The sequence below is a fragment of the Paenibacillus paeoniae genome, assembly GCF_003388735.1.
GTDB lineage: Bacteria > Bacillota > Bacilli > Paenibacillales > Paenibacillaceae > Pristimantibacillus > Pristimantibacillus paeoniae.
Genome location: NZ_QUBQ01000001.1, coordinates 1,565,843 through 1,591,354 on the forward strand (window position 1 = coordinate 1,565,843; position 25,512 = coordinate 1,591,354).

At 45.2% G+C, this 25,512-nt stretch carries 19 protein-coding genes and 2 pseudogenes; 15 read left to right on the plus strand and 6 right to left on the minus strand.

The genetic code is table 11. The annotated features are described in order from the left end of the window. The first annotated feature begins 549 nt into the window (after positions 1-549). Positions 550-1,374 carry a MerR family transcriptional regulator gene (locus tag DX130_RS07030; RefSeq protein ID WP_116043916.1) on the plus strand — a complete coding sequence of 275 codons (825 nt, stop codon included), beginning with the start codon at positions 550-552 and terminating at the stop codon, positions 1,372-1,374. A gap of 58 nt (positions 1,375-1,432) precedes the next feature. After that, complete coding sequence (locus tag DX130_RS07035) at positions 1,433-2,461, plus strand: serine hydrolase domain-containing protein (RefSeq protein ID WP_116043918.1); 1,029 nt, start codon at positions 1,433-1,435, stop codon at positions 2,459-2,461. 98 nt (positions 2,462-2,559) lie between these two features. On the opposite strand, the gene DX130_RS07040 is transcribed toward DX130_RS07035, so the two are convergent. After that, complete coding sequence (locus tag DX130_RS07040; RefSeq protein ID WP_116043919.1) at positions 2,560-2,919, minus strand: hypothetical protein; 360 nt, start codon at positions 2,917-2,919, stop codon at positions 2,560-2,562. Between the two features lie 315 nt (positions 2,920-3,234). On the opposite strand from DX130_RS07040, the gene DX130_RS07045 reads away from it, so the two are divergent. The 4 genes from DX130_RS07045 (at position 3,235) to DX130_RS07060 (ending at position 7,042) form a co-directional block, all read left to right on the plus strand. Beyond that, positions 3,235-5,331, plus strand: coding sequence for a transglycosylase domain-containing protein (locus DX130_RS07045; protein WP_116043921.1), 2,097 nt, complete (start codon positions 3,235-3,237; stop codon positions 5,329-5,331). Positions 5,332-5,441: 110 nt separating this feature from the next. Next, positions 5,442-5,900: an SMI1/KNR4 family protein gene (locus tag DX130_RS07050; RefSeq protein ID WP_116043923.1), complete on the plus strand. Its 459-nt coding sequence runs from the start codon at positions 5,442-5,444 to the stop codon at positions 5,898-5,900. A gap of 4 nt (positions 5,901-5,904) precedes the next feature. Then, on the plus strand, positions 5,905-6,438 hold the full coding sequence (locus DX130_RS07055; protein ID WP_240644331.1) for a cupin domain-containing protein: 534 nt from the start codon (positions 5,905-5,907) through the stop codon (positions 6,436-6,438). A gap of 295 nt (positions 6,439-6,733) precedes the next feature. Beyond that, positions 6,734-7,042 carry a hypothetical protein gene (locus DX130_RS07060; RefSeq protein WP_116043924.1) on the plus strand — a complete coding sequence of 103 codons (309 nt, stop codon included), beginning with the start codon at positions 6,734-6,736 and terminating at the stop codon, positions 7,040-7,042. Between the two features lie 227 nt (positions 7,043-7,269). On the opposite strand, the gene DX130_RS07070 is transcribed toward DX130_RS07060, so the two are convergent. From DX130_RS07070 to DX130_RS07080, 3 genes are read right to left on the minus strand one after another with little or no spacing between them, the layout of a single operon-like run. Further along, the gene (locus DX130_RS07070) at positions 7,270-8,439 is read right to left on the minus strand and encodes a Ger(x)C family spore germination protein (RefSeq protein ID WP_116043928.1); all 1,170 of its coding nucleotides are present in this window, start codon (positions 8,437-8,439) and stop codon (positions 7,270-7,272) included. Continuing rightward, positions 8,439-9,872, minus strand: coding sequence for a spore germination protein (locus DX130_RS07075; protein ID WP_116043930.1), 1,434 nt, complete (start codon positions 9,870-9,872; stop codon positions 8,439-8,441). Before DX130_RS07075 ends, DX130_RS07070 begins: the two co-directional genes overlap by 1 nt. Further along, positions 9,853-10,971, minus strand: coding sequence for a GerAB/ArcD/ProY family transporter (locus DX130_RS07080; protein WP_116043932.1), 1,119 nt, complete (start codon positions 10,969-10,971; stop codon positions 9,853-9,855). Before DX130_RS07080 ends, DX130_RS07075 begins: the two co-directional genes overlap by 20 nt. 286 nt (positions 10,972-11,257) lie before the next feature. On the opposite strand from DX130_RS07080, the gene DX130_RS07085 reads away from it, so the two are divergent. From DX130_RS07085 to DX130_RS07100, 4 genes and pseudogenes are all read left to right on the plus strand, one after another. Beyond that, on the plus strand, positions 11,258-12,511 hold the full coding sequence (locus DX130_RS07085) for an MFS transporter (RefSeq protein ID WP_116043934.1): 1,254 nt from the start codon (positions 11,258-11,260) through the stop codon (positions 12,509-12,511). Between the two features lie 316 nt (positions 12,512-12,827). Further along, a pseudogene (locus tag DX130_RS27410) lies at positions 12,828-14,061 on the plus strand (ISL3 family transposase). A 975-nt stretch (positions 14,062-15,036) separates the two neighbouring features. After that, positions 15,037-15,330, plus strand: coding sequence for a hypothetical protein (locus tag DX130_RS07095; protein ID WP_133297902.1), 294 nt, complete (start codon positions 15,037-15,039; stop codon positions 15,328-15,330). A gap of 116 nt (positions 15,331-15,446) precedes the next feature. Beyond that, positions 15,447-16,582, plus strand: a pseudogene (locus DX130_RS07100) (IS3 family transposase). A 360-nt stretch (positions 16,583-16,942) separates the two neighbouring features. Here DX130_RS07100 and DX130_RS07105 read toward each other — a convergent pair. Beyond that, positions 16,943-17,917, minus strand: a complete 975-nt coding sequence (locus DX130_RS07105) for a hypothetical protein (protein WP_116043938.1) — start codon at positions 17,915-17,917, stop codon at positions 16,943-16,945. A gap of 1,017 nt (positions 17,918-18,934) precedes the next feature. Here DX130_RS07105 and DX130_RS26875 point away from each other — a divergent pair. From DX130_RS26875 to DX130_RS07115, 3 genes are all read left to right on the plus strand, one after another. Further along, positions 18,935-19,072, plus strand: coding sequence for a hypothetical protein (locus DX130_RS26875; RefSeq protein WP_240644334.1), 138 nt, complete (start codon positions 18,935-18,937; stop codon positions 19,070-19,072). 374 nt (positions 19,073-19,446) lie between these two features. Then, positions 19,447-19,605 (plus strand): hypothetical protein, encoded by a 159-nt coding sequence (locus DX130_RS26880; RefSeq protein WP_240644335.1) that lies wholly within the window; start codon positions 19,447-19,449, stop codon positions 19,603-19,605. 61 nt (positions 19,606-19,666) lie between these two features. After that, positions 19,667-19,963, plus strand: coding sequence for a transposase (locus DX130_RS07115; protein WP_116043939.1), 297 nt, complete (start codon positions 19,667-19,669; stop codon positions 19,961-19,963). Positions 19,964-20,462: 499 nt separating this feature from the next. On the opposite strand, the gene DX130_RS07120 is transcribed toward DX130_RS07115, so the two are convergent. Further along, entirely contained in the window at positions 20,463-22,661 is a 2,199-nt protein-coding gene (locus tag DX130_RS07120) for an insecticidal delta-endotoxin Cry8Ea1 family protein (RefSeq protein WP_116043941.1), read from the minus strand. Positions 22,662-23,096: 435 nt separating this feature from the next. On the opposite strand from DX130_RS07120, the gene DX130_RS07125 reads away from it, so the two are divergent. Further along, positions 23,097-24,461 carry a cytochrome ubiquinol oxidase subunit I gene (locus tag DX130_RS07125; protein ID WP_116043943.1) on the plus strand — a complete coding sequence of 455 codons (1,365 nt, stop codon included), beginning with the start codon at positions 23,097-23,099 and terminating at the stop codon, positions 24,459-24,461. Continuing rightward, positions 24,458-25,474: a cytochrome d ubiquinol oxidase subunit II gene (locus DX130_RS07130; protein ID WP_116043945.1), complete on the plus strand. Its 1,017-nt coding sequence runs from the start codon at positions 24,458-24,460 to the stop codon at positions 25,472-25,474. The genes DX130_RS07125 and DX130_RS07130 overlap by 4 nt, the downstream gene beginning before the upstream one ends. Positions 25,475-25,512: the final 38 nt, after the last annotated feature.

Genomic DNA, 25,512 nt, shown 5'->3' on the forward strand with positions numbered 1-25,512 from the left:
GTTAAAGCCAGTTTTGTATCGTGATGACGTTTAGATGATCGACACCTCCCGATTGTGTATCGCAGCCGTCAACAATCAGCATAAAACCTTAATTATCCATTTCCTTTCTGATATACTATAGGTACACGGTGGGGAAACGGGCTTTCATTATCCCTTTATGGCGGCATGTATCTTTTGGTTACCGGCGGTCCTCCTTTCTAAAAAGTATCCCGGGCATTTCGGAGCATCGGTTAGCTATAAAGTAGGCGGGGCATTGTTTGTCGTCAGCGGCACAATTTCCATCGTATTTCTTATCGACACATTGATCTTGATGCTAGTTTAAGAGAAGAAGTCGTATCGTATTCAGTCATAGCTCATAACATTTCTTCTATATGAAGTCGCGTTGAACGCGGCTTTTTTTAGTTTTAGCCTGCAAGGAATGATGATGGGAGGGCGTGCCAATGGCTGTTGACTTTGCCCTTAGGGCAAAGCGCATAGTTGGAACTGAGCAAAGCCGGAATTCATTAATACCGTTGTCCGTTCAGTGAGGGATAGAATGGAGGTGATCAGATGCTCTCAATCGGAGAGTTTTCGAAAATATGCGGCGTATCGACCAAAACGTTGCGCTATTATGCGGAAGTGGGCTTGATTCATCCGGAAGAGATTAATCCGGAGAGCGGCTATCGGTATTATTCCATTCGGCAGCTCAAAAAAATGCTGTTCATTAATCGTCTGAAATCGTATCATTTTTCACTTGACGAAATTAGGTCATTGCTGGAATGGGAAGAGGACCAAGCCGACGAGAGGGTTGGTCGCGCCCTGCAACGCAAGATCGGTGAGCTGCAGCAGAAAATGGACGCATATGCCTATACAATGGAGCAAATGAAACGAGATGCGGTACAACTGGAGAATGGCATACCGATGATGGCTTATCTGGAACATATCGAAGTGCAGCTAGTGGAGACGCCGCCGATGAATCTGTTGTATACACGGCAGTTGCTGCGCGTCGAGGATTATGCGGGAGGATATGGCCCTTACTTTAGCAGGCTCTACGAGCAGGTGGCGAAGAAGGGGCTTACACTGCTGGGTACGCCCATCACGATCTATCACAGCCCGGAGTTTAATCCGGCAGGCAACGATACTGAATTTGCTATTCCTGTTATGGAAATCGTTACGGGAACACGAGATTTTCCCGGCGGCTTGTGTGCAAAGTCCGTTCTTAGGGGTCCCTATTCCGAGATGACGTCCGTTCACGCGAGACTGCGGGAATGGATCGAGAACGAAGGTTTCGAATTATCGAAGGCACCTTATGAAGTCTATGTGACGAATCCCGCAGAGTCTGCCGTTCCAGCGGACATTGTAACAGAGGTATATTTTCCGGTCAGAAAAAAGTAACCTCGAGTGTACGTGTAATAGGATCATAATCGGCGTCATTCCGTAGAGGAGGAGCAGGATGAATCACAACGAATGGCCAATTGGACAAGAGCGCCACGCCGACTCGGCAAGCACGGATATGGACCTGGACAAATTGTCGGGACTCGGTGCCGTCGTCACATCAGAGTATAGCAATATGAACGGGCTCGTAATGGTTAGAAACGGATCGATCGCCCATGAAAGCTACTACAACGGCTATGGCCCGGAGGATAAGCACCATGTCGCCTCTGTCACCAAAAGTGTAGTATCAGCCCTGATCGGCATCGCAATCGATAGAGGCGATATTCCAGACGAACATGTAAACGTATTGGATTTCTTCCCTGAATACGACTTCGACCGTGCGGATAAGGACGGACAGAGGGGACGGATTACGATTCGACATCTTCTTACGATGACAGCGCCTTATCCTTTTCCCGATTGGCAAGAGCCGTTGGACAAGATGTGCATGCAGTCCGATTGGGTCAAGTATGCGCTGGATATGCTCGGTCAGAATGGAACCATTGGCGCATTCAAATATGCTACAGCAGGAGCGCATTTGTTATCCGCCATTCTTACGCGCAGCACAGGCAAAAGCGCCCGTGAATATGCCAATGAATATGTATTCCGTAAGATCGGTATTAGCGAAATACCGGATTATGGGATGACGGCGTTTGGCTTTGAAGAGCTGTTCGGGAGCGAGGTAAGAGGCTGGGTACATGATCCCGGCCATTACTCGACAGGAGGATGGGGATTGACGCTTACGCCCCGTGAGATGGCCCGGTTTGGCGAATTATATTTGAATCGCGGTAAGTGGAACCATGCAGGTGTGATTTCGGAGAGCTGGATAGAGAAATCAACGGCGATGAATCCGAATCAGTACGGTTATCTGTGGTGGCTGCGCGAAGAAGAAGGCATCCGTACGTTTTCTGCAATCGGCGATGGCGGCAATATGATCTGCTGTTTGCCAGATGAAAATCTGGTCATTGCGATCGCATCTTCATTCATGGTCAATCCTAGTGATAGATGGCCGTTAATCAAGCAACACATTATCCCGGCTATAAGGGGATAGCTACAGAGAAGCCCTGCGACGAGTCGAGGGCTTCTTGCCGTTTTTATGGTCAGCATGCCACGTGTGTACAAGCTAATTCATACCGACAGCTGCAGTTCTTAATGATAAGCTACGGGCATGAGGTGGACATGATCCATCGTGCAGTTGTAGTTGCTGTACGTGAATACTGCGATATAAGAGCCTGCCGACAAATAACCGACTGGAATGGTCAGTTCCGTATAAAAGCCGGTTACGCTTCTGGTTGTCTGATGAATCAGGGATGAGGGTTGACCGAGGAAATTAGTGCTGTACAGCTTAATGGTCACATCGCAAGATGAAGTGGTGGAGAAACACTGGATTCCGGCTCTCAAGTCATACGTGCCGGACGGGCCAATCGTAAAGGAACCGCTGTCAGCTGAAGCCGTAGCGGCAAAAGTGAAAAATACGGTCAACACTATAAATAAAGCTCTCTTCATCATTCTAAAACCTCCTTTGAAATGTCGTACTTCAATCTTTTAATGCTTAGACATAGGGATCGTGCGTTTTATCCCTCCCCGAATGATTATCTTTCAAACCTGTTTCCATCAAAAAAACCACTATTCAGATCCATCGCGAGAGTGTTATCGTCTCTTAAACAAGCGGGATCGACCAGTGGTTGGTTACTATTATATACCATTTATAGTGATTTCTCACTAGGATTCTGGATATCCAAGATGCGTAGGCCGAACGACTCAAATCGGAACTCTCTTACGAAAGATTATCTATGAGGATATGAGTACGGGGGGACTACAGACATGAGTAAGGCAGAAAAAACGAAGCAAAAGAGAAGAAGGGGATTATGGAAAAAGGGACTCCTGCTGCTCGGATTGTTCTTGCTGCTGTTGGGGGTATCCGGCTGGATCGGGCTTCGAATGCTCGTGTCCGCCCAGGACGTTGCGTTGCTGGATCAACCCTTGCCTGCACCAACAATAGTATTCGACGAGAACGAGCAAGAGGCCATCACTATTTCATTAAACGAGATCGAATCTATCGCTTTCGAGGAGATTCCAAGGCATATGATTGATGCGATTGTAGCTGTGGAGGATAAGCGTTTCTACGAGCACGAGGGTATGGATATTTGGGGCATCGGGCGAGCGCTCATCCAGAATGTAACGGCTGGTCAGACCGTTCAAGGCGGCAGTACGATTACACAGCAGCTGGCGAAAAACGTGTTCCTCTCCCATGAGAGAACGCTGAAGCGCAAGTGGAATGAAGTGCTGCTTGCTCAAAAAATCGAAGAGCAATACAACAAAAATGAAATTATAACGATGTACTTGAATCAAGTCTATTTTGGCGAAGGGGCATGGGGCATTAAGCGCGCAGCGGAGGTTTATTTCGGCAAGTCTGTCGGCAGTCTCACTGTATCGGAAGCGGCATTGCTGGCGGGATTGGTGAAGGCGCCCTCTGTATTGTCCCCATACAAGCGGCCGGAGCAGGCGGTTGAACGCCGTAACATTGTGCTGTTATTGCTCAAGAATCAAGGTTATATCGATCAGCAAACGTATGATCAGGCTCTTAACGAGGCTCTGTCGCTTCGCGAATCCAGGCCGAACCGTACGGATTCCATTCAATACCCGTATTATACGGATCAAGTTATTCGTGAAGCGATCAGCTTGTACGGTTTGACCGAAAACGATGTGCTGCACGGAGGACTGCGAATCTTCACGACTCTTCATCCCGGCATGCAACTGGCTGCCGAGCAAGTATTCCAGACTGAAAGTCTCTTCCCTCCTAGTATGGGCGATCAGCTTATACAAGCAGGAGCCGTTCTCATCGATCCCAAGACAGGTGGAATCAAGGCTATAGTAGGCGGCAGAGGCGATCAGCCGTTCCGCGGCTTCAACCGCGCCGTCCAATTACGCAGGCAGCCGGGTTCCACGATCAAGCCGATTGCCTCCTATACGCCGGCACTAGAGAATGGCTTCCGGCCAGATAGCCGTATTCTAGACGAGCCGGTACGCTTCGGCAGCTACGAGCCCAGGAATGTGGACAACCGGTTTCATGGCAAAGTTACGCTATATGAAGCGCTGATTCAGTCTTATAACATACCAGCAGTTAAGCTGCTGAATGAACTGGGAATGGATCGGGGAATCGATGCGTTGACCCGATTCGGCATTCCGCTTGAAGCGGAGGATCGCACGCTTGGTCTGGCGCTTGGCGGCATGAAGCATGGTGTATCACCGCAGCATATGGCTGAGGCATACAGCGCATTCATTAATGAAGGGAATCGTATGAGCAGTCATGCCATCATGCGCATTGAATCTGCTGACGGAACCATCATCGCAGAGCGCAAGGAGGAAGCGGGGACGAGAGCTGTAGCTCCTGAGGTTGCCGGGACGATGACCGCCATGCTGCAAGGCGTGGTGGAGCATGGCAGCGGCAAAGCAGCGGCGCTAGCAGGCCGCGAGGTTGCGGGCAAAACCGGCACGACCGAAATGCCGGGCGTTGCTGGCGGGGCAAGAGACAACTGGTTTGTCGGCTATACGCCACAGTTGGTCGGCGCCGTCTGGCTCGGGTATGACAAGCCGGACAGCCAGCATTATTTGACCACCACTTCCAAGGCTGCTGCTCTCGTATTCAAGGAATTGATGAACCGCGCGCTGCAAGACCAGCCGGCGATTCCATTCCCTGTCGTGAAGGGCATGAACAAGATTAAGCAGGATTCAGGGAAATCGGAGGATGAGGACAAAGATCATAAGGACAAAAAGAAGGATAAGGAAGAGAGGAAGAAAAAGAAAGATCGGGAAAAGGAAGAGCGGAAGCGCAAGAAACAGAAAGAAAAAGAAAAAGAAAAGAAGCAGCGTGAGCACAAGAAAAGAGACAGAAAAGATAGAAACAAGGACGATGATTAAAAGGGCTGGCAGTAACCGATGAATTACGTTCTGTCAAAAGCCGATTTGAACAACTGGAAACGTTTGGGTAGAATAATAGAATAAGAGGATAGAAAAGGAGGCTGGCATGGATGTATGAGCGATTAGTAGAGAAGCTGGAACGAACGACATCGATTAAGTGGTTCCAAGGACACGGCGTGGAAGAAGGCTGGATAACCGAAGCGGAAGCGGAGCTGGGGTATTCTCTGCCTCAATCTTATCTTTGGTGGCTCCGGCATTATGGCAATGGCCGACTTGACGGCGGATCCATTCTTTCGCTTACACCTCCCGAGTTTAGAGATATCGCCGACGATGATATCCTCTATATCCATCGGCTTAATCTAGCGGATGAGGATTGGGTGGAGCAATTCCCGGGTAGGCTGGACCTGTTCGTGCCGGACTCGGATGAGTTGTATTTTTTCGATACATCGTTCGTGAATGATCAGCAAGAATTTAACGTGATGCGTTATGATTTGATGAACGGCATTATTGAGGTGTATGCCCCGACGTTTGCGGAATTTCTGGAGCAGCTGATCGATCAATGGGGATAGCGGTATGACTGGAATAATGCCCAAGAACAGAGAACTGCGTTATCCGGACGGTCGCACCATTATCTGCAAGGCTTGGGGTAGGGATCAAGATGGCGAATATTTGCTGGTGGAGCATCGCATGACCCAGAAGGGAGCGATCAACGGGCCTCATTGGCATCCGGTGCTGACGGAGAGATTCATGGTTGAGCAAGGGACGATTCACTTCAAGGTGGACGGAGAGGTGATGGCGGCTGGACCGGGTTCCATCGTATCCGTATGGCCTCGCCAGGTTCATCAATTCTGGAAGGACGATGACGAATTGCTCGTTATGCGTCAGGAAATTCGTCCTCCGGGCAATCACTGGCACATGTTCGAGCTGATACATAAGCTGGAGACGGAGGGGCTTATGAATCGGAAGGGGCTTCCCCGCAATCCGCTTTGGCTAGGCGCGGCATGGGCGTCCATGGACGGCTATATTGCCGGTCCTCCTAAATTTGTACAAAAAGTGCTGTTGGGCGGTTTAGGCCGATTAGCCAAAGCACTTGGCTATAAAGTGTAAGAACCGCGCCTTGCGCGGGTTTTTTCTATTTCCTTAAACTTGGCGTGCTAGCATGAAAGTGACAAATGAGAAGGGGAGATGACAATGAACGAGTAACTAGCTAGTTTGTCAGTTAGGCGGGGATTATGGTAGTATGAATACCGCAACCAATCCTTTGAGAAACGGAAGAAATCAAGTCGCTGATCAGACAAGAGAAGCGATTGGACTACCCGTGAGACTGCTGACGGAACAACATATAGAAGTAAACAAGCTCATGCATGAGCTGAACGAACCAAGATGAACGGGAGGCATAGCCATGAGTCAACGATTTCGTATTACCAGATCCTTTCAAGAGAATACAGAGGAACTGACGATTACACTAGAGGAATGCCAGCAATACTTTGCGTCCAAGCCGGACTTTGAATATTCGCCGTCTTTTACAGTAAAGGGACCTGAGAGCACCATGACCATTGATGGAGATTTCTTCATGTGGAGCTATGGCGAGCTCAAGATTCCGTTCCGTCATTACATGGGCGATCTGTATGTAGCGGTCTCGAATGAGGCGGTTGTCCCCAAGATGATTGAAGTTGCCAGTGATCTTCAGGCCGATTTGACCGAGGGATAACAACCTCGATTTTTTTGTATGCCATCATTTACCCCATAATGGAAATAAGGCGCGCTCGGGAACGGGAAACTTCATGCCCAGGATGAAGAGAAGCCCGGCTGCCCATACAATCATCATCCAGCCCAGAAATACCCATGCGTCTCTGCGTTTCTTTTTTTTGAATATAAATCGGAATTGAAGGGCTGTTATGATCAGAACGACGCTCGAAAACAAGATGACAGAGCTTATCATTTTTTGATCATCGATTTGCTGGAATTGTAAAGCGGTGGTCCAATCGCTCCCACATTGGTAATCTCGGCCTGGATGTCCCATTGAATTTTCTGCTCGCGATACATGGTGTTCCATTCCTTGCTAATAGCATTCCAATAATTTGGATATTTTTTGTAGATCATAGCTCCGAGACCAGCGCTATCTACGCCAAACTTCTTTTGCAGTGTGTGGAAGAGGGTGGTGTAATGGCGCTGGATTTCTTTCTCGAACTGTTTGTTGAGCTGATTCAATATTTTGGGTGAAAATAAGTCGACATTGGCTGTATTATCCGTCACCTGGCCCTCGGCTTTCACCTTAAAGGAGAATTGCGGCTTATGGTCGACGATGGATACGTGGCGAGCGACTTTTATTTTTGAAATCATGACGGATACTCCTCCTTCTTGTTCCGGAAACTTAAGCATAACACCGGCAACAGATCTTTTTCCAAGTAAACTAGTAAATGCTTGCGTTTCATCTACGTTCAAAAATCCAATCAATTTGTGATCCTGAAAGATGGCTAATCCATTGAACGAAATTTTTCCGAATTTCTTGGTGTAGGCAAGCGCAAAGGGCTGCACGCCAGGTGTGGTGGAAGAGATAAAGTAGTCTCTTAAAGAAGTCGGCGTATGTGCTTTTCGTACAGCGATTTCATAAAAAGCCTCTTGCGGCAAAGCTTCAAGCGGAATATTCACATCCAGCAGTTGGTATGCGGGCATGTTCTTGGATATGATCAGCAAGGTGTTGATCCGGTTCTTCGGATTTCGACTGACTTGATCCAGGAACTCCTCGATGCCTTGGCGGGCCAAGGCTTCGCCGATAATGAGTACGCGCCGATGTGACGTAACGATGTCGCGTGACAGCATGTTCTCCGCGATAAAACGTGATTCATCAATTGAACGCGCTTCAATTCTCATGTGTGCGATGGAAGACTTGCCGGTCTGAGCCTCTGTGCCCGATTGTCCTTCTCCACCTAATTGCTTCGGCTCGGCGATATGGCTGTGAAAAAGATATTTATTCGGTGATTTTCCTACGTCGATCGTCGTCGTTAAGATGATGGCCTGATCGACGATTTCTTTGCGATCCCAGCATCCGGGCAACAGCAACATGCATATGATTAATGCGAGCACCTTGAAAGCTTTTATTTTCATTATGACCAATCCTTTTTGCGCTTGTGATCAGTTGTGACTTCTGATTGTGCCGTAGGCTTGCGAATGAAAAAGTGTTGGAAATGCTTCCAGACGAGGGGGGCAATCGGCGACAAGTAAGGTACCCCGAAAGATCGGAGTCCCGTCAAATACACCTGAGTGAAAAATATGCCCACTGCAATGCCGTAAAACCCTAGTGTTGCCGCCATGAAGAGCAGGAGCATGCGAAGGATACGAACGGCAAAGGTCATCTCATAACGAGGAATCATTAAGGAAGCGATTCCGGTAATGGATACGACAATGATCATAGGAATGGACACGATACCCGCCTGTACAATTGCTTGTCCGATGACCAATGCGCCCAGTACGCTCGCTGTTTGGCTTAAGCGCTGCGGCATGCGGACGACCGCTTCCCGCAAGGCTTCGAAGATGCTCTCCATAATCAATGCTTCTACGATAGCCGGAAAAGGAGTCCGTTCCCGAGAAGCCGCGATAGATAGCATCAGCTCCATAGGGAGCATTTCAATATGAAAGGTTGTGATAGCAACATAAAGAGAAGGCAGGAATAAAGCCATAATGATAAATATGGCCCTTATGATACGCAAAAAATTAGCGCTGCTGTACAACAGGAAGTGATCCTCAATCGACTGAAACGCATTCCAGAATAAAAATGGAGCCACTAATGCAAAGGGAGAGTTATTGACTAGAACGACTACCCGGCCTTTCAAAAGGGCATCCGCGACGACGTCTGGCCGTTCCGTAGATTGCAGCGTCGGAAACAAGCTGCGAGGACGATCCCTAATTTGTTCGCTAATATAATTGCTGTCGATTACGCCATCCAACTGAACGGATTCCAGTCTTTTTTGCATATTGGAGATTAGTGCGGCAGGAGCTAGTCCTTCCAAATAAAGCAAAGCGATTTTGGTGCCGCTGTAGGTTCCTTTGCAGGAATCATGAACTCTCAGCTTCGGGCTGGACAAAATTCGGCGCAACAGGGCTACATTCGTAACAAGCAACTCTGTGAAGCCTTCGCGTGGTCCATGAATGACATTTTCGGTCTCGGAGGTGGTTATGGAGCGGTGTGGCATAGAGGCCGCATCAGCCGCAATCACATATGACTGGTTGGGCTCCGCAATAAGGACCATTCCCGACAGCAGCAACTGAAGGGCCAGGTCGAAGTCATCCGTTTTTTGTACATGGGGCGAATCCATATCCGTATAACTGCCACCCGCGTCTGCGCTCTCAAGGGCTACAATGATTTCTTTCTCTACTCGAGCCTGATCAACCAGTCCGGCTATGTAGACGATCAATAATTCCTTGACCTTACGGAAAATAAGATCGGGCGGCCTCCCGAAGGCATGGCTAATTTCCTCACGGAATCTATTCAGATTAACCAGGTTCAGACGCTTGCTTGTGTCAGTTTGTTGTTGGTTCATGGAGTTTTCTCCCTTCACCTGTTCTTCTATTCTTTACAGTCATGATGACTAATACGATTGCTGGAAGCACGATAAACAACGGAAGCAGAATCAGCCAGCCTGTCCAATTGATCGCAACAAACAGATGGCTGCTCAAGTTGTCCGTCATAAAGTAAGCCAAGACAATCACAAGCAGCGATACGGGCATAATGATGCTTTTATAACTGTCCAGCTTGCATAAGCGAGCAATACCGGCACAAGTAGCAAGAGCATATACCGCAATTTTAATCATTAGCGTGATCATATAGTTCGTCACGATGACCGGATCGATATTGGTGATGAAGTCTGCAATGTTGATCATTTGGAAGGTCGTCATCAGAGGGAAAAAGGATCTTGAAAAGATGGTCGATCCAAGCGTGCTGACCGACAATATATCCCATATCGTAAAAATCAATCCTGCACTGGCAACAGAAAGCATGGCAGCTTTCTTGTAGGCGCGAGGGGCGACCGTAAGCGCTCCGAACATGGAGAATACGAAGGTCTCGCTGTAAGGAACACTTATACTGAACGGGAACACTGTCGTGGCGATCAGATTCCAGTTCTCGGCTACCGGCATGAGCCGTGAGAAGTCCATGATGCCAGAGAAAGAGATTAAAATGATTTGCAGCACGATAAATAAAAAAATAATAGGCATGTTCAGTTCTGCCAATCGCCCCATTCTCTGAATACCGGCATAGCAAATGTAAGCAACCAGTAATTGAAAAATCATCATATCGACAATGGGAGGCGTATTGAACAGCAACTGGACTTTCGTTACCTCTCCGAGATCTCTCAAGTTTCTGGCAGCCAAATATAGAAATACGACGATATATACAGTGTGCAAAAAAGTACCAAGGTATCTGCCGAAGCTCAGCTTCAGCAATGAAGTCCAATTCTCGCCAGGGCGAGTGGCGTATAGCTTATAGTACAGCCACTGGAGCAGGAAAGCCCCCAATGTGCTGAGGAACGCAACAATCCATGCGTCTTGCTTGGCGGTGCCGGCAAATCCGAAGACGACGTTGGTGCCCATTTGGAAAAGCAGCATGAGGCTGTAGATCTGCCAGGTAGATAAAGCCTTCATGTTGGACCTCTCCTTGAATAGATTGGAAATTCTACTGGTATTGTGTCCCAGAGAACGGCAATTATGCCTAATGGGGCTAGTGGAGGGGGAGCAGGGGCACGAAGATTTAGCAAATACTTAGCAAATAAGAAGAAATATTTGACCGTGTTCTGTGATAAAGTAATGGTGTTGGAATTCGAGAGGAGGACGACCAGGCAGCTGTTGGTATAGGTATGTTCATGTTGGGGATAATCGTGGAATAGTCATAGTTATGTAAATAGATCAAATTTGAGAGGGTACTTTTATCATGTCGCAAACGGAAGAGTCTCAACAGAAACATTGGAAGAGAAACATTATATTATTTCTAAGCAGCCAGACGCTCTCGTTGTTCGGGTCCGCTTTGGTGCAGTATGCGATCATGTGGTACATTACGCTGACTACACAGTCCGGTATCATGATGACGCTGTATATTATTTGCGGATTTGTTCCTACATTTGTGCTTTCACCCTTCGCTGGTGTATGGGCAGACCGCTTCAATCGCAAATATCTCATTATGCTTGCAGACGGTGGGATTGCGCTTGTTACGCTGATCCTCGCCATTACCTTTATGCTTGGCTATGAGGGCATGTGGCTGTTCTTCGTTATTGCAGCCGTTCGGGCACTGGGAGCGGGTATACAGGCGCCTGCAGTAGGGGCGATTCTGCCGCAAATCGTGCCGCAAGATCAACTGACGAGAGTGAATGGCATTAACGGAAGTCTTCAAGCCGTTATTATGTTTATTGCGCCGATTGTAAGTGCGGCCTTGCTGACGATGGCATCCATCGAAGCGATATTATTTATTGATGTCGTGACAGCGGCCATTGCCATTCTGACCTTGTTTTTCTTTCTTAAGATTCCGTTGCATAAGAAGGCAGCCGATGCGCAGCAAACGGGCTATCTGGAGGATTTCAAGCAGGGATTGCGCTACATTAACGAGCACGCCTTTCTGAAAAGCTTTTTTATCTTTTTTGCGTTCTTCTTCGTGCTTATGGCGCCCGGCGCATTTCTTACCCCTTTGCAAGTCACGCGGACTTTCGGAGATGGGGTATGGCGGCTGACGGCAATCGAGATTGCTTTCTCCATAGGCATGATGGCTGGGGGAGGCTTAATTGCGTCATGGGGCGGTTTCAAAAATAAAGTGTATACGATGACGCTGGCAAGCCTTGTCATGGCGGCATGTACGGTAGCGCTTGGACTGTCGCCTGTCTTCTGGATTTACCTTGCATTTATGGCCGTGTTCGGCATTGCGATACCGTTATTTAATACACCGACAACGGTCATGCTGCAAGAGAAAGTAGATCCCAACTATATGGGCCGTATCTTCGGTGTGTTCGGGATGATCTCGACCTCCATGATGCCGCTCGGGATGCTTATTTTCGGTCCGCTTGCCGATGTGGTCCAGATTGAATGGTTGCTTATTGGCACGGGTTTACTCATGCTCATCCTGACGGCTTTCTTTGTTGGCAACAAGCGATTGGTGGAAGCTGGGAAACCTGTTGAAGTGGAAGCTGTATCGGAATAGGGATGAAGCCGCCTCCAGTGCGGCTTTTCGTATGATGAGGTCAGCCAGTTTTTACTGGTTGGCCCATCAGTATGAACTTTGTCACAGGAATGTTTGTACAGACTAAGGAAGCATTTATGGTGATCTGTAGCGTTTGATAATAAAACACACCTGTCAGTCCAAAGGGAATTCCGGATAAAAGAAGTTAATCTAAAGGCTCAAACCCAAAATTAGCGGTTGACGAATGCGATTGAACTAAAATGAGGGTAAAAATGGAAAAACATCTGCAAATCCTGTATTGTTGTAAGTCCTACCAAACAACAAAAGGATATGACAGATGCCATTCCAGTATAGCAACGAACTGCTCGGATTACCAGAGATACAACTACAAAAAATCATCTCCATGGATACCCAGAATGTTCATTTAGAAGCATCGCCAGTGACCTACCAACAGGCGTGTCCCATTTGCGGTACCGAACAAGATGTGAAGCGTGACGGTCGTAACAAACCGCGCAAAATTCGGCATCTGAGTATTTTTGGCCGAAGGAGCTATCTGTATGTTCCATCTCTGCATCTTGCTTGCACCCGTTGTCGAATTAGCTTCGTTTGGACGGATGACTTTGTAGGTCCTAAGCAGCGATACAGCCTTGCTTTTCGTGCTCAAACGGTAGAACAAGCGCTTGGTTCCACAACAGCACATAGCGCAAGCATGCAAGAAGCGCCTGTCAGTACGGTACAGCGAATGCATCAGGATGCCCTTCCAGCGAAAACAAACGTTTAGCGGAACAGGCGTGGTGTGAAGCTCTGGACACTTCAGGTCTGGTACTGGGAATCGACGACTTAGCAATCAAAAAGGGACACAAGTACAATACGGGCATCCATGATCTTCGGGGTGAAACGATGCTGGACTTGTTGGCTGGTCGTAAGCTCGAAGACTTGCGTGCCTATGCTCGCCAGCATCCCGACTTCCTCGCACTAAACCCTAAAGCAGTTGTGATGGACCTAGCTCAGGCGTATCACACATGGATCCGTGAATGTTTCCCGAGCCACCCGCATTGCAGATCGCTTTCATGTTCATGGTTATGTCATTGATAGTGCCCAGGAGGTTCGCAAGTCGTTCAGCACACCCTACCTCCCAGGGCTAGGGCGATCTTAAAAAGTCACCATCGGCTGTTCAATCCTCCAATAGACCGCCTGAAATGAGCAAGACTCAGTTGGAAACCCTGTTTGCCTACTCTCCCTTACTACGCAGAGTTTGGGAATGGAAGGAATCTTTCACTCAATGGTATGACCGTTCTGCGAACGTCGACTTAGCCTGTTTGGAATTTATTCGCTGGATAGAGCAAGGCCAGAAAATAGACCATCTAGCCGTGCAGAGCACTTTGAAAACCATGTGTAATTGGCAGGAAGAGATTGTGAACTACTATCGCTGTCGCTGGACGAATGGAACCGTTGAAGGACGACATAATCGCATCAAAGCTTACCAGCGCCGGCACTATTTCACACGTAATCGAGAATGCTACAAAGCTGGTATTTTAATAGAATGTAATCGACTTCGCTTACCCTGCTGAAAAGTTCAACCACTAATTCTTAGATTGAGCCTTAATTATAGAAGAGATTGCAAAAGAAGCCAGTGGGGGGCAAATAACTATACCGCAACTCCACATAAGCTGAGACATAACTGCGAAAATGTGCTTTATAATGAAGGTTAGGAGCTGATCTGTTGGCAATTGTCTATTTATAGGGGCACGCAGACCCCAAAACGGCTACTATTTATACAAAAGATAACATAGAGAAATACGAAAAATTATAATATCAAACCCTTAAAATATTCTGGTTATGAGGGGGAAAACTGTTAGGCCAGGTTAATCCGGATTCAGGACAGGCTGCTTCATTTAATTACGCAAAATTCAAGTTAGACGAAATTATAGAAATGGAAATACATGTTTGGTATAATAGTCACAGATCAATTAGCTTGTTAAGCTCATTAAATAATTACAAAGTCATTTGATATATGCCATCAGGAAACAAGTTCAGTTTTCAACAATGGAATTTCAAACCAAAATATTAAAAAACGCATATTCGCATAGGGAAAGGGGACTTGAACAGCTGGGGTTCCTCATGGAGTTGCAGGAGAGAACAAGATGTGCCCCGGCGCCTATCGTGCCGCCCGGTTTCGTCAGAATGATATCGCTCAGCTCAGTGGGATGGAGGGACTAATGTATTCTCAGGTAAACATAAAGAGAAGTACACACTATTGGTAAGTTTATAGTCGAAGGCTTTAATTATGTCCTAAGAACAGAAGGGGAAATATGTGGAAATTGAATTTTATTTAGTAACATAAAGCCGTTGTCTCATATACTTAAAATCATTCAACATCTGTGTAGACAGACAGCTTTAAAGTGCTTAAAACAATTAAAGGTGAAAGGTTGAGTCTCTCTGACTTAAAATGAAAGTGCCAGAACTTTCACCATTAAATCTAAGAGAAAAGATTTGTTGGCATATATTTCATGACTCTTGTAATGCAAGAAAGTGAGGTGTTAATTTTGAATATTCGAAGGATTGGAATAATAATTTTAATTTTAACTATTATTGTTTTTTTATATTATCGTTATTTTTTAACAAGTACGATTATTATCGCAACTCTAGAGGAAAAGATTGAGACGAATAATACTCAATTTATTAAAGTAAGATCTGCGGATAATACACTTATAAAAGTAAAAGTACCTGAGATTGTTTGGCCCTTTTTAGAAGAAGGTTCAGAGTATAGCATTAATTACAAACGAAATGAGTTAAGGTATCCTTTTGTTACTTATATAACTCCAATTGATAAGAAATAAAAAATACTTCTAGTAGCTCGCGGGACTGACCCCATAACATGAGACAAATCAAAACACCTTTAAGGAAATAGAACTATGTCGTAAGATATGGGGATAATCTTGGAGGTGTTTTTGCGTTGGCAACAAAAGTGAGCTATCCTGTGGCGACGAAGATGAAAGCTACTGAAATGAGATTAGCAGGTGTATCCGTAAAGTAGGTCATAGGACGACTTCATATCCGAAATAAGACACAAGAGGAAACGTGGATGAGATGGTATGGCCGTGGTGAGTTGAACCGGTTAAAGTAGCCTGTAGGCACAGCATAAAGCTATGGAAAAGGGTCTAAGTACAGCACAGAACTAGAGCAACTGAGGGTAGAGAATCGTTTCTTGAAATAATAGCTAGACGTGTTAAAAAAGTAAAAGGAGTTGGAGAGGAGGTGTCGGTAAAGATTGTAGTAGAATTGGTCTAGATGCTTCGAAAGTTTGTGAGTATGACTCAAGTTTGTGTTTGGCTAGACGTTCCTCGTGCAACGTACTATCGTTGGAGAGCGGCGAAGGAGAAGACACTGGATCACGTAGTCGAAAAAGTTCGGGTGCTATGTATGGAGCATAAGTTCCGTTATGGTTACCGGAAGATGACAGCAATACTGCGTAGGGAATATATGGTCAACCACAAACGCATACAACGAATTATGCAGAAAGAGCAGCTGCAATGCCGAGTCAAGAAGCGGAAGGCAATGGGTCAACCAGCGTACGTAGCCGAGCATCACTTAAAGCGTCAATTTCAAGCAGATGCACCGTTGCAAAAGTTTGTAGCGGATATAATGTACTTGCCGTTTGGCAGGAAAATGATGTATCTTTCAAGTATGCTTGATTTATTTAACGGAGAGATTGTAGAGTGGAGTATGTCGGACAAGAAGGATACGGAGTTTGTACTCGACACGCTTCATCAATTACCTGCTCTGTCAGGAACGATCCTTAATAGAGATCAGGGCAGTGTCTACACATCACAGGCTTACTAGAAAGCTGTCAAAGGAAAAGGCATGACCATGGGCATGTCCCGTAAGGGTAGGCCCGTTAGATAATGCCTCCATCGAATCGTTTCATTCCACACTAAAGTCTGAAACGTTCTACCTCGAAGGTTTACCCATACAACGACGGCAATCGTTGAACAGCTCGTTCGAGACTACATCATTTACTATAACGTAATTCGGATTCAAACGAAACTAAATAACCAGTCGCCAACTGAATATAGACGACTGGTCGATTAAATAGAAAGGTGTTTTGATCCCTGTATCACAAACGGGGCGCAGTTACTAAAAGTGTTTTTTTATAGTCGAATAAATATTGACTTTTGATTGGCTAACTAGGATAACAGAACCTGGATTCCCCCGGTACACAAAACGAGGCGTAAGTACAATGCCAGTAATACCATGGGATTTATTTATTGGAGTCCACTTAATTCATCGTTTCCTTAACGAGACGTAGTTCCATAATTTTTATAATTTTGTAAGGGTGAGAATCCCGGAACAAAGATAGCCCTCCGACTTCCTATTGGAAGCAAGAGGGCTGTAAAGATAACTTATAAGAGGATTGGTCTAAATTATCATAATCGTTCTGAAAAATTATAATTATGCAATTGTAAATGTATTTTCCCAACTCCATGATTTTCCAAGAAATGGGGAGTAAGTAATTGAAACAGCTCCTATATTAACTGAAGGAGTAATTACTGAATAAGGATGAGCATACTTTACAACCCATTTGCCAGTTGTACCGGAGTAGATTTTGGGAATTCTAACTGTATCAATAAAATAGCCGAATGTCTCTTCAATAATTTGGGTATTGGGGAGTTTAATCGATGCGCTAGCTCCCGTAGTTGAATCATTATGACTTGTTGTTACATTCATGTTAGCCCAAATTCCAAAAAGTTTATACTGTGCTCCCGCCTCCCTACCTATGCTTACAGTATGCGGGTTCCAAGCATGAGCAATTCTATCGGTATACTTATAGTTAACATTAGCATCATAGGAAAAATATTCAATATATTCATATTCTAACTCAGCTGCAGTGGATCCACGGTACATCAACAAACTGTAGCCGTAAAAGCTCCCGTCTCTTTCGGAACCAAGAGAAAATGGTGTAATACCACTATTATTGTTAGAGTTATTTAATTTTGAAATCTCTTGTTGTTTGATCTTATCAATTTCTTCTTTGTTTTCTTCTGTTACTAACCGTTGCTTTCCATCTGGGGTTACAAAATGCTCAGTCTTTTTAGTAGTAGTGATTGGAACAGCAACCCCTCCTCGTGAAACCACTTTTTGTTTTATTGGTAAAGGCATATTAGATATTTGGTCATGATTAACATTCATATTTGTGAGAATAGAATCTAGTTGTGAGATTGTAAGCTTGTTTGCGTTTTTTATAGGCGAGACTCTCCCATCTTCGGTTTTCTCAATAGTAAGATTTGAATCCACAAAAATTATGGATGTAACATCTTCTCTTTCACTTTTGGGTGAATTCACAAATCCATGAGTACTTCCCACTGGTGTAATCAAGAAAGTGATCAAAAAAATAAAAGATGTAACATAAATAAAAATTTTTTTCATAACATTAACTCCTTTTTTGTATTTTTTGGTTCAATAAAATACTAACATAAAAAATAAATTAAAAAACAGTTTTCTAAAAAAATGGTTCTTTTTAACTATGTATATTCCTGTTATTTTGTCTAAATTTGTAGAACATTGAATGATTATTAGTGGATAATAATTTCATGGACAAGTTAAACCAAAAATCTATTAGGCAACAAAACGGAGGGACAGATACGAGGTTTCAAAAAATACATGAATAAATTGAAAAAACAAAACAGAATTTTATATAAAAATGTTGGCAGATGAACAAGAAGCTTTGTTTATAATAAGAGAAAAAAACAAGACTAAAGCGTCAGCGTAACAAAACAGCCAAACGTCCTCAAGTTTGACCGAAGATCATTCTAGTGTCTTGAAAATGGCCAAAGATATGTATCCACTGTGATGTCGTTAGACAAGAGGGTCGAGGTTGTAGGATGTCAAGAGTATGGGCCGATTGAATACCGCATAAATCGCGTTTTTTTGTTTTAGCGTGCCCAGCAAAGCACACATTTTTTAGCCGCTGTAAGTCCGGTCTCAGGAAGGGCCAAGTCCCCGCGTAGCTTAGATATTTGCGTATGGAGAAATCGGTGCGTAAAAGCGTATCGATAAAAGGACCTGTCAGAGATAAGGCGAGCACACTGCCAGGCCTTAAGATCAAGTGAATCCTGCCGCCTCGCAAGAGGGAAAAGGGGAAGCCGAGTCTTGTGAAACTGGGAGAAGGCCATGGAACTTACTAAGAACTTGAAGCGGTAACGAAGGGTCCTCCGGCGTAAGGGGAATGGCATGTCAGGAAAGAAGATGGAGTGAATTGGGGAGACCCTCCCCTGTACGTTTTTTGAGACCGTAAAGAGACGATCTATAAGCCAGAAAGGTGAAGTGAGCCGTCTGCAGGAAGGTAGTCTGAGGGGCGAATAGTACCGAAGAGCGCAGGACAACACAACCTGCGGGAGGGAAGGTGCCCTGCTTTGTTCATGTTTTTTAAGGAGGTACGAGTCAGTGAATGCCAAACAGCTAACGATACCTAAGGAAAACGTTCAACAATTCCAAGAGAAGCTAGGTCATGGGGCCAAGGAAAGCAAGAAGCGAAGATTCCATGCGTTGGACGACAAGGTCTACCGAATGGATCCTGTATGAATGCCATCGACTCCTGAAAGAAGGATATTATCACCCACAGCCTGTTCGGCGGAGATACATCCCGAAGAAAGACGGGAAAAAAACACCAACTATTCGAGACCGTGTCATACAGATGGCAACAAAATTGGTCGTGGAACCGATCTTTGAAGCGTATTTCAGGAATCCTCATTTGGATTTCGTCCGAAAAGAATGCAACCGCAAAGGAAATTGGGTGGTTGACGTCGACATCAAAGGCTACTTTCAGCGACAGACGTATCCTGAAACTGTTGAGGAAGTGGTTAAAGGTGGGAGTCATGGAGGAAGGAGCGGTGAGGCGGTCGGATTTAGGAACACCGTAGGGTGGGATGATTTCTCCGCTCTTAGCAAACATCTATATGAATTATCTCGACATCTTGTGGGAGAGACATGGCTGCGGAATCGGAGAACTGTCGCGATACGCGGATGACTTCGTCATCGTGTGTAAGACAAGGAAAGACGCAGATCGTACGTACTTATACTCACGATCATGGAGCTTCTGGATACGGTTAGAATAAAAAGTGGAAGCCTCCTAACGTTAATTAGATAATAATCCTAATAAAAGGTGAGGTGTTTACAATGGGGAAAACGAGACAACACTACAACGATGAGTTCAAGCTGCAGACGGTGAAATATATTCAAGAACAAACGAAGAACATCCCACAAATTGCAGAGGAGCTCAACATCCCGGAAAGTACACTACAGCAGTGGATGGTCAAATATCGAAAATTCGAGAATGAGCCCCTACTCACGCCAGAGGCCTTACGGGAAAGAGATCGTAAAATTAAAACTCAGGCTAAAGAGATTGCAGATCTCCAGGAGGAGATTGAGATTCTAAAAAAGGCCATGCACATCTTCAGCAAAGAAAAGAACTGAAGTTTCAATTCATTGCCGATCACCGCTCCAATCACGCAGTGGAGAAGATGTGCAACGCCCTAGGAGTGTCTAAAAGCGGTTATTACAAATGGATCCAAGGACATGCCAATGCGGAACAAAATTGATCGGAATACCTCACTACACAAGTGACTAGAACGAAGTTATCTCAGTTATATCCCTGTATTGTAGAAAATCTATAAGTCGCTTGACCGCAGTGATGTAATTCCTTATGGTTCATTAAAAACCGACCTTAGGGTAAACTGGAACTTCGAGCAGGTGCAACTTGAGGTCTAATTACACAATGCCATATGTAAAACGAATCAAATCAAGTATTCAATGATGTATTCATGGGGATGCTTTGTCGTAGTTTAGTGACACAAACCATTGCTTATAAGTTGTAATTAGAATTCAAAAAATAGTTCTTCACTTAACCAAGAAGGCTCAGGTGAAAAACTATTTTAATGTTTCAGTAAATTATACTTCTGTATTCCTTCTAACACTAAGAATAAAGGGGCGGCGTATCACTTCGGATAAGCGTGATATTCATTAAACGGAAATCGGTTGCGTTTGTTGTTGGCCCAACACCAATCTCAAGAATTCTTTTTACTCCAAATGGCAAAGTTATAGAACCTACATTAAAATCCTTCCATTTTGCGCCTCTATCTATTATTCCACTATTTTCAGTCGATGTATTGGCATTTAACACTCTAGTAGTTAATAATTTTCCAGTAACTCCATCCTTTTCTCTTATTTCCATGTATGTAGTTTGTAATGAACTTAATCGCAAATAAAGATCATAAGAAAGAGCTTCCGTAGAGTGGGCATTTAATAAATCATACTGTACGGTTATATTACTTCCTGACGGCGGAAAGCCAATGGAATCGCCATTGTTAGCGTATTGTTCTAACAATTGTTGCTTTGTCAATGACCCCATACGGCTCTCGGCGTATTGTAATGGTGGGATATTAAAACTCATTGGTAAGCGTTCCTCAACATTATAGGGTGTCCTATGTTCCCGATGAATACCATTTAAGAATGCGGTTTGAATATTAGGTCTGCTGAATACTGCGACAGGACCATTCACCCAATCTCTAGATGGCACATCAAGTTCCCAACCAATACCTGTAGTAGAAGTAGTCGCTACTGTTGGATGACTTACTATCCCTGAAAAATTAGTAACTTTATATTCTGGTAGAGAATAGTTGCTACCCGCAGCAGCAACTGTCTCTAATAAACTGTAAGATTTACCATTACCTGAAAATAATGCGGCATCTGTACTAACTGTTACTGCTGCAGGCTCAGGAGAATCAGGAGACAAATTATTCTGATGTACTGGATTAGGCCCTCCAGTAAATACCCTTGCATCTGTTAAAGGGAGTTTTGTTGGATCCGCAAAATGACTATTTGCTTGACGATGTTCCCATAAGTTAACAGTCCAACCTTTTCCAGGGCGTGGCGCTAACGTTTCTCCGCCAACACGACCGCCATTTATTCTGCTAACATATTTAGGTGTCAGCCAACATATTCCACTCCCTAGTATAGTTTCGCTCATTCCACCACCGGAGAAGCTTGCATGCCCTACAAAATATCGAGTTTCTGCTCCAGACAATGTAGCAGCTGGAGCCCCATGGAAAATTCTATTCCAAAATCCCCAATTGCTTGCGTTAATGACAGGGCCATTGCCTAAATTATTGTAATGATAGATATTTGCACTTGAACGTATACTTAAATTATCAAATTTGAAGAACGTCCATAAATTAGCTAATTCTAACACATTTAATATCATATATTTTCTGAAATTTAAAACCTTTTTGGCACCTTGATTACGTGCTAATTCTTGGCCAAATCCAGTTTCATATGTTGATGTACAATGGTTTGTATGCAAAATTACTCGATTCTTTAAACGATCCTTATATTTTTGTACAAAGGGATTCGGTAAATTCCACTTCGATTGATTAGAGATGACATCTCGAATAAAAACTAACTCCAAATTAGCAGCTTGAGCGAATAACGGTAATAAGACCAATTCATATTTTTTTTGCGTGAATCCTGGAATTTTTAAAAGGATATCCCCATACGTCGCATCAATATAAGTTTGGATATCTCTATTAATCGTTTCTTGGCTTACCGTTGAATCTTGATAAAATCGTGAAAAATCCAGTGCTACATCTTCATCAAATGCCTGCAGACGTGAACGTAAAGCTTCTAAATCAGTGTAAGCTCTATTATAAGCATCTTCTTCTAATTGTTGAGTAACATATTGTCTTACTTCATTCATAATCGTATCGATTAACTGTTGCGCACTATTATTAGGAAATAATTTTCCGAAAATCGGCCCTAATATGTATTTTTCCACTAATTTACTTCCGATCTGTTTTAACAAATAAGAAGCAATCGTAACACCTAAAGCTGCTGTTTCGTTATTCGGATCATTAAATGGCTTATCTAACACTAAAAGTTCTTCATCTGATTTTAATGATATTGGAGGAATAGAGTTCTCCTTTGGATCTTCCGCATGTAATGTGGAGTCCTCAGATGAAACAAAATCTAAAGCTGATACAACGCCTGTATTCGGAGAATGATCAATCCCTTTTTCCGTTGCAATCCCCGGACTTACGTCTACATTTCTGTTGTCTGATTCATCTTCATTCAATTCATCACTACAAGTACAATTCTCTGTGCAAGTACAAGATTCCATCCATCGCCCACATCCCTTTTGTTGGTTTTAAGACTGAACTTTACGTTAATTATTAGCACATCAAAAACTATATGCTCCTTCAGTGTACTTATACCGTTTTTGTCAAATTCACTGTATTTCCACTCTCTGAAACAGATTACAGATGTATACACGCCTCGGGTCCATTACAGTGCACTCTAATTAATCTATTGCACTTATTGTTAACCTCCGCTAGATGGCACGCTCGCGCGAATATCATAGATTCGATCGTCAGGCAATGGCTCGATTGGGCTATTGTGACTATTTTCACAAGGTTGTCAGAAAAAGTTGAACCTTTGTTGAAGTCAGCCGCAATTGACGGTTATTGGCGATCGGTTTGTTTATACTAGTACTTGAAAGCTGCGGATATCCGATCTTTGCCAGCTTCAACTATGAAAGGAAAGGAGGCGATCTGACATGGAGATTGATACGGTGTTGTGGAGCAGGCTGGTAACAGGGCTTACCCTCACCTTTCATGTCATATTTGCCACCGTTGGTGTCAGTGTTCCCTTAATGATCGCAATCGCCGAGTTTGTCGGCATCCGTAAGAAGGACCCGCATTATATCTTGATGGCGAAAAGATGGACACGCGGATTTATCATATCCGTAGCGGTAGGCGTCGTGACTGGCACGGCGATAGCGATGCAGCTGGCTCTGGTATGGCCGAACTTTATGAAGCTTGCGGGCAATGTGGTGGCGCTGCCGCTCTTTATGGAGGTTTTTGCGTTCTTTTTTGAAGCGATATTTTTGGGCATTTATTTGTACACATGGGACCGGTTCCGCAATCCGTACCTGCACTGGCTGTTGACGATTCCGATTGTCGCCGGGGCAGGCATGTCCGCTTTTTTTATAACAACGGTCAACGGTTTTATGAATCAGCCGGGGGGCTTTATGCTGGAAGCGGGCCATTTCGCTGCCGTTAATCCGATAGCAGCAATGCTGAATACGGCGACACCGTCCAAAGTATTTCACGTACTTACTTCGGCTTATTTGACCGGTGCCGCGCTGCTGGCCGGCATAGCCGCCTATACGATGTTGAGGAAGGGCGCAACGGCCTATTACAAGAAGTCGCTGAAGCTGATGATGGGCGCCATGCTTGTATTCGGCTTGCTGACGACGATTGCCGGCGATGTATCGGCCAAGTTCCTTGCGGAGCATCAGCCGGAGAAGCTGGCTGCGGCGGAATGGCATTTTGAGACGGAGAGCGGTGCGGATCTGATCTTCTTAGGGTGGCTGAACGCCGAACGGGAAGTCATTGGAGCGCTTCATCTTCCCAAGGCGCTCAGTTTTCTGGCATTCGGGAATTTCAATGCCGAAGTGAAGGGATTGAACGAGTTTCCGCCGGATGAGCATCCGCCGCTGCTTGTACATTATTTGTTCGACTTCATGGTGTCGATCGGCTTTGTCCTATTGGCAGTGTCGGTGCTTTATTTCCTTTTTGTACTGTGGAAGAAGCGCAACGAGTATAACAGGTGGCTGCTGGGAGCGATCGCCGCATGTGCGCCGCTCGCCTTTCTGGGTGTCGAGCTGGGTTGGTTTTACGCGGAGGTAGGCCGACAGCCATGGATTATTCGCGGTTATATGCGCGTAGAGGAAGCGGCGACTTCATCGCCGAATGTGATGCCGCTCTTTTTTGTCTTCCTGCTGTTGTACATTGTGCTCGGGGTGCTATGCGCAGTCGTGCTGCGGCGATTGTTCCGCAACAACCCTGCGGAAGCGGAGTACGAAAGGTATATGCAGAGCAGAAACGAGCAGCAGCCGGAAGCGGGTGAACGGACATGATCAGTTACGAATTGATAGGCATTACAGTTCTATGGCTGTTCCTGTACGGCTATTTGATCGTAGCTTCAATCGATTTTGGTGCCGGTTTTTTTGCCTACTACGCCCGTCTGACCAAGCAGGATCATCTTATTAATCGTCTGATCTCCCGCTATTTGTCGCCGGTTTGGGAAATTACGAATGTGTTTTTTGTATTTTTCCTGGTCGGGATTATCGGGTTCTTCCCGGACACCGCCTACTATTATGGCTCATCGCTGCTCGTACCGGGGAGCATCGCTGTTATTTTGCTGGCGATTCGCGGCTCCTTCTATGCATTCGAAAATTACGGGTCAAAGGAAAGCATCGTCTATTTGTTCCTATACGGAGCGACTGGCCTCCTAATCCCGGCTTCACTGTCTGTGGCGCTTACGCTGTCTGAAGGCGGGTTCATTACCGAGCAAAGCGGCGTCGTATCTCTGGCATACTTAAAGCTCTTCACCAGTCCGCTCTCTTGGAGTATTGTCGTGCTGGCTATCGTATCCGTGTTGTTCATCAGCGGGTCATTCCTGACCTTCTATGCTTCTCGCGCAGCCGATCAGTCCGCGCTTAAGCTCTTGAGGAACTATGCGCTGTTCTGGAGCACGCCTACCATTATTGCTGCGCTGACGGCATTTATTTATCTGAGCCAGCACAATGAACGACACTTCCAGAACATGATGGATTTGTGGTGGCTGTTGGCGCTGTCCGTTGGTTTCTTCATGCTGGCGTTGTGGCTGTTGTACAGCGGCCGTCGGTACGGACTGGCCTTCATCTGCGTCATGCTGCAGTTTTTCTGCGCCTTCTTTGCTTACGGGATTGGACATTATCCGTATATTCTTGATCCCTTCATCACCATTCAGGAGGGGGCTACTCAGGAATCCATGGGGATCGCGCTTGTCATTGCCTTCATTGGCGGTTTGTGCTTGCTCATTCCATCTCTGGTGCTCGTATTCAAGCTGTTTTTGTTCGATGCGGATTATGTGAAAGGCAAAAAGTAAGGCGACCAACTGACAATTGTTTGATGCAGCTCCCGGCC

What these genes read in the sequence shown, in the direction of transcription:
- DX130_RS07030 (WP_116043916.1), top strand. Translation starts at nt 550, where the DNA reads ATGCTCTCAATCGGAGAGTTTTCGAAAATATGCGGCGTATCGACCAAA.
- DX130_RS07035 (WP_116043918.1), top strand. Translation starts at nt 1,433, where the DNA reads ATGAATCACAACGAATGGCCAATTGGACAAGAGCGCCACGCCGACTCG.
- DX130_RS07040 (WP_116043919.1), bottom strand. Translation starts at nt 2,919, where the DNA reads ATGATGAAGAGAGCTTTATTTATAGTGTTGACCGTATTTTTCACTTTT.
- DX130_RS07045 (WP_116043921.1), top strand. Translation starts at nt 3,235, where the DNA reads ATGAGTAAGGCAGAAAAAACGAAGCAAAAGAGAAGAAGGGGATTATGG.
- DX130_RS07050 (WP_116043923.1), top strand. Translation starts at nt 5,442, where the DNA reads ATGTATGAGCGATTAGTAGAGAAGCTGGAACGAACGACATCGATTAAG.
- DX130_RS07055 (WP_240644331.1), top strand. Translation starts at nt 5,905, where the DNA reads ATGACTGGAATAATGCCCAAGAACAGAGAACTGCGTTATCCGGACGGT.
- DX130_RS07060 (WP_116043924.1), top strand. Translation starts at nt 6,734, where the DNA reads ATGAGTCAACGATTTCGTATTACCAGATCCTTTCAAGAGAATACAGAG.
- DX130_RS07070 (WP_116043928.1), bottom strand. Translation starts at nt 8,439, where the DNA reads ATGAAAATAAAAGCTTTCAAGGTGCTCGCATTAATCATATGCATGTTG.
- DX130_RS07075 (WP_116043930.1), bottom strand. Translation starts at nt 9,872, where the DNA reads ATGAACCAACAACAAACTGACACAAGCAAGCGTCTGAACCTGGTTAAT.
- DX130_RS07080 (WP_116043932.1), bottom strand. Translation starts at nt 10,971, where the DNA reads ATGAAGGCTTTATCTACCTGGCAGATCTACAGCCTCATGCTGCTTTTC.
- DX130_RS07085 (WP_116043934.1), top strand. Translation starts at nt 11,258, where the DNA reads ATGTCGCAAACGGAAGAGTCTCAACAGAAACATTGGAAGAGAAACATT.
- DX130_RS07105 (WP_116043938.1), bottom strand. Translation starts at nt 17,917, where the DNA reads ATGAAAAAAATTTTTATTTATGTTACATCTTTTATTTTTTTGATCACT.
- DX130_RS26880 (WP_240644335.1), top strand. Translation starts at nt 19,447, where the DNA reads ATGAATTATCTCGACATCTTGTGGGAGAGACATGGCTGCGGAATCGGA.
- DX130_RS07115 (WP_116043939.1), top strand. Translation starts at nt 19,667, where the DNA reads ATGGGGAAAACGAGACAACACTACAACGATGAGTTCAAGCTGCAGACG.
- DX130_RS07120 (WP_116043941.1), bottom strand. Translation starts at nt 22,661, where the DNA reads ATGGAATCTTGTACTTGCACAGAGAATTGTACTTGTAGTGATGAATTG.
- DX130_RS07125 (WP_116043943.1), top strand. Translation starts at nt 23,097, where the DNA reads ATGGAGATTGATACGGTGTTGTGGAGCAGGCTGGTAACAGGGCTTACC.
- DX130_RS07130 (WP_116043945.1), top strand. Translation starts at nt 24,458, where the DNA reads ATGATCAGTTACGAATTGATAGGCATTACAGTTCTATGGCTGTTCCTG.